The organism is Streptomyces sp. GQFP (genome assembly GCF_021545335.1).
GTDB lineage: Bacteria > Actinomycetota > Actinomycetes > Streptomycetales > Streptomycetaceae > Streptomyces.
Window position 1 is genome coordinate 8,017,187 of record NZ_CP089312.1, and the last position, 14,786, is coordinate 8,031,972.

The window sequence follows — 14,786 nt, forward strand, 5'->3', positions numbered from 1 at the left end:
TATCTCGGACAGGCCCTACAGCCACCCCTGCTGGCGCGCCTCCCGTACCGCCTCCATCCGATTGCGGGTCCCCGTCTTGCCGATGGCCGCCGAGAGGTAGTTGCGGACCGTCGACTCCGAGAGGTGGAGTCTCGTGGCGATGTCGGCGACCGTCGCGCCGTCCACCGCGGCCTTGAGTACGTCGCCCTCGCGGGCCGTGAGCGGGTTCGGGCCGGCGCTGAGCGCGGCGGCCGCGAGGGCGGGGTCGATGACCGTCTCGCCGGTCAGTGCGCGGCGGATCGACGCCGCCAGCTCCTCCACCGGGCCGTCCTTGACGAGGAAACCGGCGGCGCCCGCCTCCATCGCCCGGCGCAGATAGCCGGGGCGGCCGAAGGTGGTCAGGATCAGTACGCGGCAGTCCGGGACCTCGTCGCGGAGCCGGGCGGCGGCGTCCAGGCCGCTCATGCCGGGCAGTTCGATGTCGAGGAGCGCCACGTCCGGGCGGTGCAGGAGGGCCGCGTCGACGATCGCGTCCCCGGTCCCGACCTGGGCGACGACCTCCATGTCCGGCTCCAACCCGAGCAGCAGGGCGAGAGCGCCCCGCATCATTCCCTGGTCCTCGGCGAGCAGGACTCTGACGGACTTCGCGGGACGGTGGTCCCGGGGCATCTCGTTCACGGGGTAAGGGTAGGGCGGGGGTGGGGGCTGAGCTGGGAGGGAGGCGGCTGCTCCTGTACCTCCGTGGGCGGCTCGGCCACCTCTGTGGGCAACTCGGCCGTCACCAGGAAGCCGCCCCTGGGTGTCGGGCCCGCCTCGAGTGAGCCGCCCGCCGCCGTCAGGCGTTCCTTGAGGCCCTTCAGTCCGGTGCCGCCGACATTCGGTCGTACGGACGGCGTGGGCTGTACGTCGGTGCCGGTGCCGTTGTCCGCGATGCTCAGTTGCACCCGTTCCCCCGTGCCCTCCACGCTGATCTCGCAGCGGGCGGCGTCACTGTGCCGTACGACGTTCGTGACCGCCTCCCGTACCACCCAGCCCAGGAGCGCCTCCGCCGACGCGGGCAGGGGCGGGCCCGAGCGGTGGATCGCCGGGGTGATGTCCGCCGCCGTCAGGACCGAGTCCGCGCGGTCCAGTTCCGTGGCCAGGCTGCCCTGTCGGTAGCCGGTCACCGCCTCGCGGATCTCCGTCAGGGCCTGGCGGCCCACCGACTCGATGTCCGTGATCTGGAGGAGGGCCGCGTCCATGTTCGACGGTGCCAACCGACGCGCCGCCTCCGACTTCACCACGATCACCGACAGGGTGTGGCCCAGCAGATCGTGCAGGTCGCGGGAGAACCGCAGCCGTTCCTCCTCGACCGCGCGGTGCGCCAACTCTTCGCGCGCCGCCCGCAGTTCACGTACCGCCTCGGTCAGGGACAGGATCGCCGCCGTCACCATGGTCGACAGGAACGTCCCGTACGCGACGTTCAGCGCGTCCCAGCCGTCCCGCACCGCGGAGACCGCCGCCGCGAGGGCGGTGAGCGCGAGTCCGGCGCGGCCCAGCCACGGGCCCCGCATCACCGCGCCCGTGGCCAGTCCGAGCAGCGGGAAGAAGTACAGCCAGCTGCCGCCGTACGCGATCGCCAGCGCGCAGGTCACCACGCCCATCAGGGCGAGCGCGACCCGCGTCGACCTCGCGCCCCGCTTCTCCTTCGCGAACGCGCGGAACGTGACGTAGATGTAGAGGGAGTTGAAGGCGAGCAGGCCCAGGGAGCCGATCCAGGGCTGTGGGGTGCGGCCCTGGAGGAGGTTGGAGAAGGAGCCCAGGCCCATCAGCAGCCAGGGCAGCAGGGTGAAACCGGTGGGCGGCGGGCCCGTGTTCTCCGGCTCCGGCAGCCGGCCGCCCGACTTCCGCGCGGCACGCCGGGCGGCCTTGCACCGCTGTGCGTCCGCCCGCCACCGCGCCCGTTCCGCCTGCCATTCACTCACCTGGCGGGTGATCTCCCGCATCCAGAACATGGACATCAGCGTACGAAGCGATCGTCACACCGGGCAGATGTCGATGTACGGACTTCGGTAGGACAAATGTCCTGGCCCGTGAATCATGCATACCGTGAATCACGCATACAGCTGACGGAGCGTCAGGAGCCTTCACAACTCAGGACCGCTCGGATATACAACAGAGGGCGCCGGACTGGAACGCGTTCTAGAACGGCCCGTATCGACCTCGGTGCGGCCGACGGTGCGGACGACCGTACCGAGGTCTCAGTTCCGCCTCAGTTCCGCGAGCTCGCCGCCAGTTGTCTGCCAGTCGATCAGGAGTCCCATGCCCATTGACGCCGCCAAGGCCGTCGCCGCCGAACCCCGGTCCACAGAGATCGCCTGGGGCCGCAAGGACGTCCAGCTCTACCACCTCGGCATCGGCGCCGGCGTCCCCGCGACCGATCCCGGCGAACTCCGCTACACCCTCGAATCCCGGCTGCACGTCCTGCCCAGCTTCGCCACCGTCGCCGGCAACGGCTCCCCGGACGTGATCAGCGGCCTCTCCATGCCCGGCGTCGACGTCGACCTCGCCCACGTCCTGCACGGCGGCCAGAGCATCGAGGTCCACCGCCCGATCCCGGTCGAGGGCAGGGCGCGCGTCACCGGGAGCATCGCCGCCGTGTACGACAAGGGCAGCGCCGCCATCCTCGTCATGCGCACCGAAGTCGCCGACGCCGACGGGCCGTTGTGGACGAGCGACGCGCAGATCTTCGTACGGGGGGAGGGCGGCTGGGGCGGCGACCGGGGGCCCTCGACCCGGCTTCCGGTGCCCGGCGGTGAGCCCGCGAAGGTCGTCGAGCGGACCGTACGGGAGGACCAGGCGCTGCTCTACCGCCTCTCCGGCGACTGGAACCCGCTGCACGCCGACCCCGAGTTCGCCGCTCGCGCCGGATTCGAACGGCCCATCCTGCACGGGCTGTGCACGTACGGCATGACGCTCAAGGCGGTCGTCGACACCGTGCTCGGCGGGGACGTCGGCCGGGTCCGCGCGTACCGCACCCGCTTCGCCGGGGTGGTGTTCCCGGGGGAGACCCTGCGCATCCGGATGTGGACGCCTGAGCCGGACCGCGTCCAGGTGTCGGTCACCGCCGTCGAGCGGGACGACGCGCCGGTACTGGCCGACACCGTCGTCGAGCACTCCGCATGAACAACCTACGTCCGTGAGCCGCACGCCCGTGAGCCGCACGCCCATGAGTCGCACGCCCGTGAGCCGTACGCCCGTGGGTTGAGCCGAGCACATTCCTGAGGGGAGCCGCATCATGCGCGCAGCCGTACTGCACGAGATCGGGCAGGACAAGCTCGACGTCCTCGACGACGTCGAGGCCGTGGGCTTCGGCCCCGGCAAGGTGAGGATCCGGGTACGGGCCACCGGGCTGTGCCACTCGGACCTCTCCGCGATGAACGGCGTACTGCCGCAGCCCGCGCCCTTCGTCCCCGGCCACGAGGGCGCCGGCGAGATCCTCGAAGTCGGGGACGGGGTAACCCACTTGAAGGTCGGTGACCGGGTCGTCGTCTGCTGGCTGCCCGCCTGCGGGGCGTGTCCCGCGTGCAAGCGCGGGCAGAGCGAACTGTGTCTCTCCGGGTTCATGAACGCGGGCACCCCCAACTTCCGTCGCCCCGGCGGCGATGTCTTCGGCATGGCCGGCACCGGCACCTTCACCGAGGAGGTCGTCGTCGACGCCGGCTGTGCCGTGCCCATCCCCGACGACGTGCCCTTCGACATCGCCGCCCTCATCGGCTGCGGGGTGACCACCGGACTCGGCGCCGCCATCAACACCGCTGGTGTGGAAGCCGGTTCGTCGGTCGCCGTCATCGGCTGCGGGGGCGTCGGCATCTCCGCGATACAGGGCGCCCGGCTCCAGGGCGCCGCCGAGATCGTCGCCGTCGACCCGGTCGTCTCGCGCCGCGAGTCCGCGCTCAAGTTCGGTGCCACGAAGGCGGTTTCGCCGGACGAGCTGGCCGACGCCAAGCAACAGGTCACCGGCGGCGAGGGGTTCGACTACGTCTTCGAGGTCGTCGGCCGCTCCGCCACCGCCCGCACCGCCTACGACACCACCCGGCGCGGCGGCACCATGGTCGTCGTCGGCGCGGGCGCCATGGACGACAACCTCCAACTCAACATGTTCGAGCTGTTCTTCGACGAGAAGCGCATCCTGCCGTCCATGTACGGCGGCGGCGACGTCCTGCGGTCCTACGAGCGCACGATCGCCCTCTGGCGCGCCGGACGCGTCGACCTCGAGAACCTCATCACCCACCGTGTACCGCTCTCCGGCATCAACGAGGCCCTCGACCAGATGCGTACGGGAACCGCGCTGCGTACGTGCATCGAGATCTGAGCGAGCAGAAAGGCTGAGAGCGCTGATGTCACTGCCACTTGAGGGGCTCGCCGCGATCGTCACGGGCGCTGGGCGCGGTCTGGGCCGGGCCGAGGCGCTGGAACTGGCCCGGCTCGGCGCGGCCGTCGTCGTCAACGACTACGGCCAGCCCGGCCGGGACGGCTCCGGCGAGGCGTCCGCCACCCCCGCCGAGGAGGTCGCCGCCGAGATCCGTGCGGCGGGCGGCACGGCGGTCGCGCACACCGGAGACGTCGCCGATCACCAACAGGCCCGTGAACTCGTCGAGTTGGCGATCGCCGAGTTCGGGAAACTGGACGTCCTCGTCAACAACGCGGGCATTCTGCGCGACCGCATGGTCTTCTCCATGACGGAGGGGGAGTGGGACTCCGTCATACGGGTCCACCTCAAGGGCCACTTCAACACGACCCACTTCGCCGCCGCGCATTGGCGCGAGCGGTCCAAGGCGAGCGGCGCACCGGTGTACGGGCGGATCGTGAACACGTCCTCGGAGGCGTTTCTCGTCGGTTCGGCGGGACAGCCCAACTACGCCGCCGCGAAAGGCGGAATCGTCGGGCTGACCACCTCCACGGCCCTCGCCCTCGCCAAGTACGGCGTCACGGCGAACGCGATCTGCCCCCGCGCCCGGACACGGATGACCGAGGACGTCTTCCAGGATTTCGAGCGGCCGGAGAACGCCCACAACGGTCTCGATCCTCTCGCCCCCGAGCATGTCGCCCCGCTCGTCGGCTACTTGGCCTCACCGGCCGCCGAACACGTCAACGGACAGCTGCTCGTCGTCCACGGCGGAATGGTCGCCGTCGTCGAACGCCCGCGTGTGGCCGCCAAGTTCGACAGCAAGCAGGACGCTTTCACCTACGACGAACTGGACGCGCTCCTCACCCCGCACTACGCACAGCGGCCCGCGGGGGAGACGTTCGCGGCGGCGGAGGTACTCGGACTCAAGCGCGGCTAGTGTTGCGTGTTTGAAGTCTATTTACGTTTGATCTTGTCGAGGATCTGGTCGGCGGTTTTGGTCCAGGTGAAGGGTTCGCAGCGGGTGTTGTAGCCGTCGATGAAGGCGCGGATGGCGGCCTTGAGGTCGGGGACGGACTCGAAGGTGCCGCGTCGTATGGCCTGGCGGGTGATGATCCCGAAGAAGACCTCGACGAGGTTGAGCCACGAGCAGGAGGTGGGCGTGAAGTGCAGGGTCACCCGCGGGTTCTTCGCCAGCCACGCTTTTACGTTGGCGTGCTTGTGGGTGGCGTAGTTGTCGACCACGACGTGCAGTTTCACGCGTGGGTGGGCCTTGGCGACCTGCTTGAGGAAGGCCAGGAACTCGGCGTTGGTGTGCCGCTCGAAGCACGCGTCGGCGCTGATCCTTCCGGTGGCGACTTCCAGGGCGGCGAACAGAGAGGTGGTCCCGTTGCGCTTGTAGTCATGGGTCTGCCGTTCCGGCAGGCCCGGCCGCAGCGGCAGGATCGGGGCGGTGCGGTCCAGCGCCTGTATCTGCGTCTTCTCATCCACGCAGACCACGACCGCCTTCTCCGGCGGCGCCAGGTAGAGACCGACGATGTCACGGATCTTCGGCTCCAGCGCGGGGTCGGTGGAGAACTTGAACGTCTCCACCCGATGAGGCTGGATGCCCCACTTGCGCCAGATCTTGGCGATGGTGGAGTAGGCCAGCCCCAGCTCCTTCCCAAGCAGCCGCGACGACCAGTGCGTGACCGCCAGGTGCGCCGGCGGCCTGCCGTCCTCAGCCAGCGTGGACACCAGCACGGCAACTTCGTCCACCGTCCCGGGCCGGCCCGGGCGCGGCAGGTCGCCCAGCGACTCGATGCCCGACTCCTCGTAGCGGCCACGCCACTTCAGCACGGTCGGACGCGACGTCCCCAACCGGACGGCAATGTCCGTGTTGGGCACACCTTCCGCCGCCAGCAGCAGGATCCGCGCCCGCTGCACCAACCCCGCCGGGGCCGTCGACATCCGCGTCAACGCCTCCAGGCGCGACCGGTCACCCTCACGGAGCTGCAACGCAGCGGCCAGATACACAGCTCCATTGTCCCGAAACTACAAACGTAAACCTACTTCAAACACGCGACACTAGCGAAAAGGGAGTCGGGAAACGGCAACGGCTCCGCCCGTACGAGAAGGGCGGAGCCGTGCCAAACCTGCGTACCGTCAGGCCCTGTTCTCGGCCTGCTCGGACGGCTTACGGTGACGGCCGCGCGGGGTCGCCTCGTCGTTGTGGACCGAGACCGGACCCCGGTGTTTGCCGTGGCCACCACCGTGACCCGTGCCCTCCTGGGCATCGGCGGACAGCGGCTGCGTGATGCTTGCGTCGTTCATCGGAATGGTTCACCCCGTCAACATGATCTTTCTAACAGCCAGGCGATCTTAACCAGCAGGCATCGGGGTGACACGAGCCGCACACGCCGACCGGAACTACTTCGTTACAAGCGTCGTCACTTCGTTACCGGGCTTCCCGGACTTCGCCACGACCCGTGCCAGCGGCGCCTGTTGCAACGGCACCGGCCGCGCCACGACGACGGGTGCCGGAGCACTTTCCTCCGGCTCCTCCGGCTCCTCCGGCTCCTCCGGCTCCTCCGGACCTGCCGTCGCCTCCCCCTCCCGCTCCTCGGCCCGCACCCGAGCCACCCCGCACGGCACCTCCCCCGTCGCGTACGGCAGTTGAAGCTCCCCGTCCCTGCTCCACAGCCCAACTCCCCGCAGCCACCCCTCCGGTGCCGGAAAGTGCCGCACCTGTCGCCCGGCGGGTCGCCACACGCCCACCCAACTCCCCGCCGAACCGTCGACCCGCAACGCCACCCCGCACCCCTCCGGCGTCAGCACCTGCCCCGGCTGGATCGCGAACGGCGTCAGCGCGCACCCCTCGACGCGCAGGCACTCCGGGAACCGCACCGGCAGGGTGCTGCCGAGCACTCCCCAGCCCAGCCGCTCGGGCCCGCCGGGCGAGGGCGCGTCCGAGCCGATCAGCAGCAGCCCGCTGTCCGCGTCCGCGAGGAGCAGCCGGTCGTTGCTCTCCGCCGAGATCTGGAGCAGCGGCGACACCTCGCCGTCGCGCTCCAGATCGACCACGACCGCCTTCGTCCGCCCCGCGACCTCCCGGTCCAGGGCGAGCAGCCGGCCCGTACGGTCCAGCCAGACCCCGCCCGAGCAGCGCCCCGGGACCTCCGTGACGTACTCGGGCCCGAAGGCGCCGCCCGCCACCAGCCACACCGTCGTCGAACGCCGGCCCAGGGCGAGGGCGTACGCGCGGTCGCCGCCCGGAGCCGGGGGCAGTAGCCGCAGCGGGGTGCCGGGGTCGGGGCACTCGACCGCGCCGAGGGGGAGTTCGCCGGTGCCGGGGCCGGTCGGGTAGAGCAGCGCGAAGGTGTGCCGGCCGTCGACGAGGCGGTGGATGAGGACCCGCCCGTCGCCCATCGGCAGCACCTGCGTGCCGGGCTCCTCCGGCTGGTTGCCGGGCAGCGGTACGGCGTAGGGCTCGGGTCCGTCGAGTGTCCAGCGCTCCGGGAACCAGGAGTCGCCGCTCCGCGCGAGCCGGGCCGCGTAGGCACCGTCCGTCGTGATCACGCACTCCGCCGCCGGGGACAACCCGTCCTCCGTGCTTGGTTCGATCGCACAGGCTGTCATCGATCGGTCACCTCCGGCGACGAAACTAGTTTTCGCACGCACGGGCGTGGGACCGGGCAGCGTCCACTTCACACATAAGGGTGGCAAAGTAACGATTCGCCTGAGGAAACGGAGGCGTGTGTGCTGGCCGGGACCGGGGCGACAACGGGAGGGAGCGCACCGGTTCAGGCGTACGGACCAGCCAGGTAGCCTTGCGTTCGTGCCCCGTCTGTCCGTACCCCGTCTTTCTGAAGTCATCGCCGCACTCGACGCCCTCTGGCCCCCCGAGCGGGCCGAGTCCTGGGACGCGGTCGGCACCGTCGCGGGCGACCCCGACCAGGAGGTCTCCCGGGTCCTGTTCGCCGTGGACCCCGTCCAGGACATCGTCGACGAGGCCGTGAAGCTGGGCGCCGACCTGCTGGTCACCCACCACCCGCTCTACCTCCGGGGTACGACCACGGTCGCGGCGGACACCTTCAAGGGCCGCGTCGTGCACACCCTCATCAAGCACGACATCGCCCTGCACGTCGCCCACACCAACGCCGACCGCGCCGACCCGGGAGTCAGCGACGCCCTCGCCGGCGCCCTCGACCTGCGGGTCGTACGTCCGCTCGTACCGGACCCCTCCGACCCCGCCGGCCGACGCGGCCTCGGCCGGGTCTGCGAGCTGGACCACCCGCTGACCGTCCGCGAGTTCGCCGCCCGCGCCGCCGAGCGGCTGCCCGCGACCGCGCAGGGCATCCGGGTCGCAGGCGACCCCGAGGCGCTCGTCCGCACGGTCGCCGTCAGCGGCGGCTCCGGCGACAGCCTCTTCGACGACGTACGCGCGGCCGGTGTCGACGCCTTCCTCACTGCGGACCTCCGCCACCACCCTGCGTCCGAGGCGCGCGCCCACAGCGCCCATGGCAGCGGCACAGACGGCACCCACAAGCCCCTCGCGCTGCTCGACGCCGCGCACTGGGCCACCGAGTGGCCCTGGTGCGAGCTGGCCGCCGCCCAGCTCGACGAGATCTCCGACCGGAACGGCTGGGGCCTTCGCGTCCACGTCTCCGCGACGGTCACCGACCCCTGGACCGCCCACGCGGCGTCCACCACCACCTCTGAAGCACTGGGAGCCCCCAACTGAACGCCGCGCCCGCCGACCAGATCCGACTTCTCGACGTCCAGGCCCTCGACGTACGCCTCCAGCAGCTCACGCACAAGCGAAAGTCGCTGCCCGAGCACGCCGAGATCGAGTCGCTGACCAAGGACCTCACGCAGCTGCGCGACCTGCTGGTGGCCTCGACGACCGAGGAGAGCGACTGCGCCCGCGAGCAGACCAAGGCCGAGCAGGACGTGGACCAGGTGCGCCAGCGCGCCGCCCGCGACCAGCAGCGCCTGGACTCCGGCGCCGTCAGCTCGCCCAAGGACCTGGAGAACCTCCAGCGCGAGATCGCCTCCCTCGCCAAGCGGCAGGGCGATCTGGAGGACGTTGTCCTGGAGATCATGGAGCGCCGTGAGTCCGCGCAGGAGCGCATCACCGAGCTGACCGAGCGCGTCGGCGCCGTCCAGGGCAAGATCGACGACGCGACCGCCCGGCGCGAGGCGGCGTACGAGACCCTCGACGGCGAGGTGGGCACGGCGAAGAAGGAGCGCGAGGTCATCGCGGGTTCGGTGCCCGACGACCTCCTCAAGCTGTACGACAAGCTGCGCGCGCAGCAGGGCGGGGTCGGCGCCGCCCGTCTCTACCAGCGCCGCTGCGAGGGCTGCCGCCTGGAGCTGAACATCACCGAGGTCAACGAGGTGAAGGCGGCGGCTCCGGACGCGGTACTGCGCTGCGAGAACTGCCGCCGCATCCTGGTGCGTACGTCAGAGTCCGGTCTGTAAGTCACCTCTGTAAGTCGGCAAGGAGCTTGTGGCGTGCGGGAGTTCATCGTCGAGGCAGACGGCGGTTCCCGGGGCAACCCGGGGCCCGCGGGCTACGGTTCCGTCGTCATCGACGCGGCCACGGGCGAGACGCTGGCGGAGGCGGCCGAGTACATCGGCATCGCCACGAACAACGTCGCCGAGTACCGGGGCCTGGTGGCCGGCCTGCGCGCGGCCCGCGAACTGGACCCGACCGCCAAGATCCGCGTCCGCATGGACTCCAAGCTGGTCGTCGAGCAGATGTCGGGCCGCTGGAAGATCAAGCACCCGGACATGAAGCCCCTGGCGGCGGAGGCGGCCCAGGTGTTCCCGACGGCCGGGCAGGTGACGTACGAGTGGATCCCGAGAGAGCAGAACAAACACGCGGACCGCTTGGCGAACGAGGCGATGGACGCGGGGAAGCGCGGCGAGCAATGGATCGCAGGCTCAGGAGTCCCACCTAAGGGGCGCGGGGAACTGCGCGACCAGCCCCCACCGGCCGCAACTGTGACGACTACCGCTGACGCGAAAGCCGACGCGGAAGCCGACGCCCGCGCCGCCCGCAACGTAGCCACCCCCCGCACAGGTTGGGCCCCCGCAGACATGGGCGCCCCCGCCACTTTCGTCCTCCTCCGCCACGGCGAAACCCCCCTCACCCCCCAGAAACGCTTCTCGGGCAGCGGCGGCACGGACCCGTCCCTCTCGGACGTGGGCCGGGACCAGGCCGAACGCGTGGCGGAGTCCCTGGCCAGGCGAGGCACGATCGAGGCGATCATCGCGTCCCCCCTGACCCGCACCCGTCAGACAGCCGCAGCTGTCGCCGCCCGCCTCGGCCTCGACGTGACGATCGACGAAGGCCTGCGCGAGACGGACTTCGGCGCATGGGAGGGGCTGACCTTCGGCGAGGTGCGCGAGCGCTACCCGGACGACATAAACGCCTGGCTGGCCTCCCCGAAGGCCGAACCGACGGGCGGCGGCGAGAGCTTCGCGGCGACCGCACGCCGGATGGCCATCACCCGCGACAAGCTGATCGCGGCCCACGCGGGCCGTACGGTCCTGCTGGTCACCCACGTGACCCCCATCAAGACCCTCATCCGCCTCGCGCTGGGCGCCCCGCCGGAGTCCCTGTTCCGCATGGAACTCTCGGCGGCCTCACTGTCGGCGGTGGCGTACTACGCGGACGGCAATGCGAGCGTACGGCTGTTCAACGACACGTCACACCTGCGCTGAGCCCAGCCCTGAGCCCAGCTCTGCGGCCTGCCGGGCGAGTGCCTCGACCCGGTCCCAGTCGTGCGAGGCGATGGCATCGGCGGGAAGCATCCAACTCCCGCCCACACAGGCGACGTTGGGCAGCGCGAGATACTCGGGGGCGTTCACGGGACCGACCCCTCCGGTCGGACAGAACCGGGCCTGGGGGAGCGGCCCGGCGAGAGCCTTCAGATAGGCGGCCCCGCCCGCAGCCTCGGCCGGGAAGAACTTCATCTCCCGCACCCCCCGCTCCAACAGCGCCACAACCTCCGAGGTGGTCGACACCCCCGGCAGGAACGGCATCCCGGACGCCCGCATCGACTCCAGCAGTACGTCGGTCCACCCCGGGCTCACGAGGAAACGCGCCCCGGCGGCCAAGGCGTCGGACACCTGCCCGGGCGAAATGACGGTACCGACACCGACCACCGCGTCCGGCACCCCGTCGGCGATGGCCCGAATGGCATCGAGCGCGACGGGCGTACGCAGGGTCACCTCAATGGCAGGCAACCCCCCGGCGGCAAGCGCCCGAGCAAGCGGCACGGCGTCGACCAGATCCTCGACGACGACCACAGGAATGACGGGCGCGAGATCAAGAACGGAGGGGGAGGGGGAGGGGGAGGCGGTCATGCGCAACATCCTGCCCGCGCTTTGCAGCATGCGCAAAGAACGTTGCACATGCTGCAATAAGGGTGCGGTGATCGACCTTTAGGGGCGCGGGGCTGTATCAATTTGCGGCTCCGCCGCGTGGGCGCGACAAGCCACGACGGCGCAGCAGACAACACACAACCCACCCGCTCAGTGAACCTCGTCCACCAACACATCCAACGCCCACGCAACCCCCGCCCGCGAGGGCACCGCAACCTCCACCACATACCCCAGATCCCGCAACGCCTCCACCAACTCCTCCGGCCCGGAGGGCACCGTCCCCGAACTCACCAGACTCCGCACAATCCGCCCCTTCGTCGCCTTGTTGAAGTGGCTGACAACCTTCCGCGTCGGCGCATGCAACACCCGCACAGTCGCCGTCCGCCCAGCAACCTCCCCCTTCGGCTTCCAGGCGGAGCCATACGCGGAGGACCGCAGATCAAGGACCAGCCCACCCCCAGCCACCTCCGGCAGCGCTGCGGCCATCGGTGCCCGCCAGTGCGCGGCCAACGCCCCGAGCCCGGGCAGCTTCACCCCCATCGAGCAGCGGTACGAGGGGATACGGTCGGTAACCCGAACAGCACCCCACAACCCCGAGAAGACCAGCAGCGACCGCGCCGCCCGCTTCTTCGCGGCGGCGTCGAGAGAGGCGAGGTCGAGGGCGTCGTACAGCACGCCGGTGTAGATCTCCCCGGCGGGCCGCGCCCCGGCGGTCCGCAGCTCCACGTTCTTGGCGACCTCGCCCCGCAGCCCCTCACTGAGCCCGAGCACCTCGCGCGCCTTGTCCTCGTCACCGACGCACAGCTCGACGAGTTCGCCAAGGACGGCCTCGCGGGCGTCGGCGAGGCCGGGCAGGGACAGCGACTCCGGCTTGAGCGGGGCGCCGCGCCCGGAAGAGGCCTTGCCTTCGGACGGAGGCAGCAGGACAAGCACGGTGAGTTCTCCAAACGGGTACGCGGGCTCGACTCGCGTCAGATTACGTGGCGAGGCGGGTGGGCCGGATTGTGCCTACGCTCGTTCCATGCCCCGCCGCCACATACGCGTGACCGGCGCCCCCGAAGCCCCCCTCCGGGCCGCCCTCACCGCCCTGCGCACCGAACTCGGCGTCCCCGAGAGCTTCCCGCCCGCCGCACAGGCCGAGGCGGAGCGAGGCGCCAGAGCCCCCGTCCTCCCCGCGACGGACGCCACGGACATCCCGTTCCTCACCATCGACCCGCCCGCCTCCACCGACCTCGACCAGGCGATGCACCTCGCCCGTCGCCCCGGCGGCGGCTTCCGCGTCCGGTACGCGATTGCTGACGTCGCCGCCTTCGTCGTACCGAACGGCCCCCTGGACACCGAGACGCACCGCCGGGTGACGACCCTCTACTTCCCTGACGGGAAGACCCCGCTGCACCCGCCGACGCTCAGCGAGGACGCGGCCAGCCTCCTCCCAGGCCGGATCCGCCCGGCAGCGCTCTGGACGATCGACCTCGACGCGGACGGCCGTACGGTCGCAGTCGACGTCCATCGCGCCCTCGTCCGCAGCCGCGCCAAACTCGACTACGAGGGCGTGCAGCGCCAGCTGGACGCCGGTACGGCGGAGGAGCCACTGGCCCTGCTGAAGGACATCGGCGAGGCCAGGGAACGCCTGGAGGTCGAACGCGGCGGCATCTCCCTCAACGTGCCGGAGCAGGAGATCGTGGAGGTGGAGCGGGACCACGCGTACACACTCACCTACCGCGCGCCGCTGCCCGCCGAGGGCTGGAACGCCCAGATCTCCCTCCTGACGGGGATGGCGGCGGCCGAGCTGATGCTGGCGTACGGCACGGGTGTGCTCCGTACCCTCCCCGCCGCTCCGGACGGCGCGGTAGGCCGGCTGCGCCGTACCGCGCAGGCCCTGAGCGTCGACTGGCCGCACCATGTCTCGTACGCGGCCCTGATCCGCTCCCTGGACCCGCGCCGCCCCCACCACGCGGCCTTCCTCCAGGAGTGCACGACCCTGCTGCGAGGCGCCGGCTACACGGTCTTCCGCGACGGCGACCTCCCTCCGATCACCACCCATTCCGCGGTGGCCGCCCCCTACGCCCACTGCACGGCCCCACTGCGCCGCCTCGCCGACCGTTACGCCTCGGAACTCTGCCTCGCCGCCGTCGACCAACAGCCGCCGCCCGACTGGGTGTTGGCGGCCCTGGACGCGCTCCCCAAGGAGATGGCCGAGGGCGGGAGACGGGCGGGCGCGGTGGAACGCGGATGCCTGGACATCGTCGAGGCAGCGCTGCTCAAGGACCGGGTGGGGGAGGTCTTCGAGGGATGCGTGGTGGACGTGGAGGAACGCAAACCCACGGTCGGGACAGTGCAGTTGGAGTCTCCGGCGGTGGTCGCGCGCATCGAGGACGACGACGGCACCCCGCTGCCCCTCGGCGAACGGCTGCGGGTACGGCTCACGAGGGCAGACCTTGGTGCGGCGGGGGTGCGGTTCGCTCCGGCATGACGGCCCGCAGCGAGCGTACGAGGGTGTCGGCGTCGTCGGCGTGGAAGCGGACGAGGCGGATGTCCCGTCGGCGGCCGAAGAAGGTGAAGTGGGCGACCGGCTCGGTGAGTTGGAGGGTGATGGTGGTCTGGGAGCCGATGGCGAGGTCGAGTTCGCCCTCGGTCCGCTGATGCGTGGTCCGCAGCTCACGACGTACGGTCGAGATCTTCTCCAGGGGGATGCGCAGATCGACGTGGGCGGCGTAACGGACGTGCAGCGACCGCGAGTTGAGGTCGAGGACGTGCGGGCGGACGACGGAGGCCGCGTGCAGCCCGATGACGAACTCGATCGTGTAGACGTCCAGGACGAACACGGTCCAGTGCACGGCAGGCCAGCTCCGCAACAGCACGAACATGGCGACCGTCTCGACGACGCACACGAAGGCGAACGCGAACATGGTCGCGCCCTGGCCGTGCGCGTACCCGAAGGCCTGCCCGCCGTCGCCTGTCCTGTGTCGGCGCCGTGTCACCCACAGCACCAGACTGACAAGCAGCCGCACCTCATGCCGTACGAGGACGCCCGCGGTCCTCATGA

General features: G+C 70.7%; 15 protein-coding genes. 7 read left to right on the top strand and 8 right to left on the bottom strand.

What is annotated here, in order from left to right; translation table 11 throughout:
* Nucleotides 1-15 precede the first annotated feature (15 nt).
* Both LUX31_RS36190 and LUX31_RS36195 read right to left on the bottom strand, forming a co-directional pair.
* A complete protein-coding gene (locus LUX31_RS36190) occupies nt 16-648 on the bottom strand; it encodes a response regulator transcription factor (protein ID WP_235480182.1) in 633 nt (210 codons plus the stop codon).
* A gap of 5 nt (nt 649-653) precedes the next feature.
* A complete protein-coding gene (locus LUX31_RS36195; protein WP_235479525.1) occupies nt 654-1,973 on the bottom strand; it encodes a sensor histidine kinase in 1,320 nt (439 codons plus the stop codon).
* A gap of 307 nt (nt 1,974-2,280) precedes the next feature.
* Between LUX31_RS36195 and LUX31_RS36200 the strand changes: the two genes are divergently transcribed.
* From LUX31_RS36200 to LUX31_RS36210, 3 genes are all read left to right on the top strand, one after another.
* Nucleotides 2,281-3,144, top strand: coding sequence for a MaoC/PaaZ C-terminal domain-containing protein (locus tag LUX31_RS36200; RefSeq protein ID WP_235479526.1), 864 nt, complete (start codon nt 2,281-2,283; stop codon nt 3,142-3,144).
* A 112-nt stretch (nt 3,145-3,256) separates the two neighbouring features.
* The gene (locus LUX31_RS36205) at nt 3,257-4,333 is read left to right on the top strand and encodes a Zn-dependent alcohol dehydrogenase (protein WP_235479527.1); all 1,077 of its coding nucleotides are present in this window, start codon (nt 3,257-3,259) and stop codon (nt 4,331-4,333) included.
* Nucleotides 4,334-4,358: 25 nt separating this feature from the next.
* Nucleotides 4,359-5,306 (top strand): 3-oxoacyl-ACP reductase, encoded by a 948-nt coding sequence (locus tag LUX31_RS36210; RefSeq protein WP_235479528.1) that lies wholly within the window; start codon nt 4,359-4,361, stop codon nt 5,304-5,306.
* 17 nt (nt 5,307-5,323) lie between these two features.
* On the opposite strand, the gene LUX31_RS36215 is transcribed toward LUX31_RS36210, so the two are convergent.
* The 3 genes from LUX31_RS36215 to LUX31_RS36225 all read right to left on the bottom strand — a co-directional run bounded on the left by LUX31_RS36215 (nt 5,324) and on the right by LUX31_RS36225 (nt 7,984).
* Entirely contained in the window at nt 5,324-6,316 is a 993-nt protein-coding gene (locus tag LUX31_RS36215; protein ID WP_443046040.1) for an IS630 family transposase, read from the bottom strand.
* 195 nt (nt 6,317-6,511) lie between these two features.
* On the bottom strand, nt 6,512-6,679 hold the full coding sequence (locus LUX31_RS36220; RefSeq protein WP_235479529.1) for a hypothetical protein: 168 nt from the start codon (nt 6,677-6,679) through the stop codon (nt 6,512-6,514).
* A 96-nt stretch (nt 6,680-6,775) separates the two neighbouring features.
* Nucleotides 6,776-7,984: a hypothetical protein gene (locus LUX31_RS36225; protein WP_235479530.1), complete on the bottom strand. Its 1,209-nt coding sequence runs from the start codon at nt 7,982-7,984 to the stop codon at nt 6,776-6,778.
* A gap of 199 nt (nt 7,985-8,183) precedes the next feature.
* On the opposite strand from LUX31_RS36225, the gene LUX31_RS36230 reads away from it, so the two are divergent.
* Genes LUX31_RS36230 through LUX31_RS36240 form a run of 3 tightly spaced genes read left to right on the top strand, consistent with a single transcriptional unit; the run spans nt 8,184 to nt 11,077 of the window.
* Nucleotides 8,184-9,089 carry a Nif3-like dinuclear metal center hexameric protein gene (locus tag LUX31_RS36230; protein WP_235479531.1) on the top strand — a complete coding sequence of 302 codons (906 nt, stop codon included), beginning with the start codon at nt 8,184-8,186 and terminating at the stop codon, nt 9,087-9,089.
* Complete coding sequence (locus LUX31_RS36235) at nt 9,086-9,829, top strand: zinc ribbon domain-containing protein (protein ID WP_328285741.1); 744 nt, start codon at nt 9,086-9,088, stop codon at nt 9,827-9,829. Before LUX31_RS36230 ends, LUX31_RS36235 begins: the two co-directional genes overlap by 4 nt.
* Nucleotides 9,830-9,862: 33 nt before the next feature.
* Nucleotides 9,863-11,077, top strand: a complete 1,215-nt coding sequence (locus LUX31_RS36240; RefSeq protein WP_235479533.1) for a bifunctional RNase H/acid phosphatase — start codon at nt 9,863-9,865, stop codon at nt 11,075-11,077.
* On the opposite strand, the gene LUX31_RS36245 is transcribed toward LUX31_RS36240, so the two are convergent.
* Together LUX31_RS36245 and yaaA are read right to left on the bottom strand one after the other, a co-directional pair.
* Nucleotides 11,063-11,722 (bottom strand): bifunctional 4-hydroxy-2-oxoglutarate aldolase/2-dehydro-3-deoxy-phosphogluconate aldolase, encoded by a 660-nt coding sequence (locus LUX31_RS36245; RefSeq protein WP_235479534.1) that lies wholly within the window; start codon nt 11,720-11,722, stop codon nt 11,063-11,065. The two genes, LUX31_RS36240 and LUX31_RS36245, sit on opposite strands and share 15 nt — an antisense overlap.
* Before the next feature lie 168 nt (nt 11,723-11,890).
* The gene (yaaA, locus tag LUX31_RS36250) at nt 11,891-12,673 is read right to left on the bottom strand and encodes a peroxide stress protein YaaA (protein WP_235479535.1); all 783 of its coding nucleotides are present in this window, start codon (nt 12,671-12,673) and stop codon (nt 11,891-11,893) included.
* Nucleotides 12,674-12,761: 88 nt separating this feature from the next.
* On the opposite strand from yaaA, the gene LUX31_RS36255 reads away from it, so the two are divergent.
* Nucleotides 12,762-14,213, top strand: a complete 1,452-nt coding sequence (locus LUX31_RS36255) for an RNB domain-containing ribonuclease (protein ID WP_235479536.1) — start codon at nt 12,762-12,764, stop codon at nt 14,211-14,213.
* Here the strand turns inward: LUX31_RS36255 and LUX31_RS36260 are convergent.
* Entirely contained in the window at nt 14,164-14,784 is a 621-nt protein-coding gene (locus LUX31_RS36260; protein WP_235480183.1) for a hypothetical protein, read from the bottom strand. The two genes, LUX31_RS36255 and LUX31_RS36260, sit on opposite strands and share 50 nt — an antisense overlap.
* Nucleotides 14,785-14,786: the final 2 nt, after the last annotated feature.

Bases quoted from the DNA above. Each gene is read 5' to 3' on its own strand.
- LUX31_RS36190 (WP_235480182.1), bottom strand. From the start codon at position 648: ATGCCCCGGGACCACCGTCCCGCGAAGTCCGTCAGAGTCCTGCTCGCC.
- LUX31_RS36195 (WP_235479525.1), bottom strand. From the start codon at position 1,973: ATGTTCTGGATGCGGGAGATCACCCGCCAGGTGAGTGAATGGCAGGCG.
- LUX31_RS36200 (WP_235479526.1), top strand. From the start codon at position 2,281: ATGCCCATTGACGCCGCCAAGGCCGTCGCCGCCGAACCCCGGTCCACA.
- LUX31_RS36205 (WP_235479527.1), top strand. From the start codon at position 3,257: ATGCGCGCAGCCGTACTGCACGAGATCGGGCAGGACAAGCTCGACGTC.
- LUX31_RS36210 (WP_235479528.1), top strand. From the start codon at position 4,359: ATGTCACTGCCACTTGAGGGGCTCGCCGCGATCGTCACGGGCGCTGGG.
- LUX31_RS36215 (WP_443046040.1), bottom strand. From the start codon at position 6,316: ATGTCGACGGCCCCGGCGGGGTTGGTGCAGCGGGCGCGGATCCTGCTG.
- LUX31_RS36220 (WP_235479529.1), bottom strand. From the start codon at position 6,679: ATGAACGACGCAAGCATCACGCAGCCGCTGTCCGCCGATGCCCAGGAG.
- LUX31_RS36225 (WP_235479530.1), bottom strand. From the start codon at position 7,984: ATGACAGCCTGTGCGATCGAACCAAGCACGGAGGACGGGTTGTCCCCG.
- LUX31_RS36245 (WP_235479534.1), bottom strand. From the start codon at position 11,722: ATGACCGCCTCCCCCTCCCCCTCCCCCTCCGTTCTTGATCTCGCGCCC.
- LUX31_RS36255 (WP_235479536.1), top strand. From the start codon at position 12,762: ATGCCCCGCCGCCACATACGCGTGACCGGCGCCCCCGAAGCCCCCCTC.
- LUX31_RS36260 (WP_235480183.1), bottom strand. From the start codon at position 14,784: ATGAGGACCGCGGGCGTCCTCGTACGGCATGAGGTGCGGCTGCTTGTC.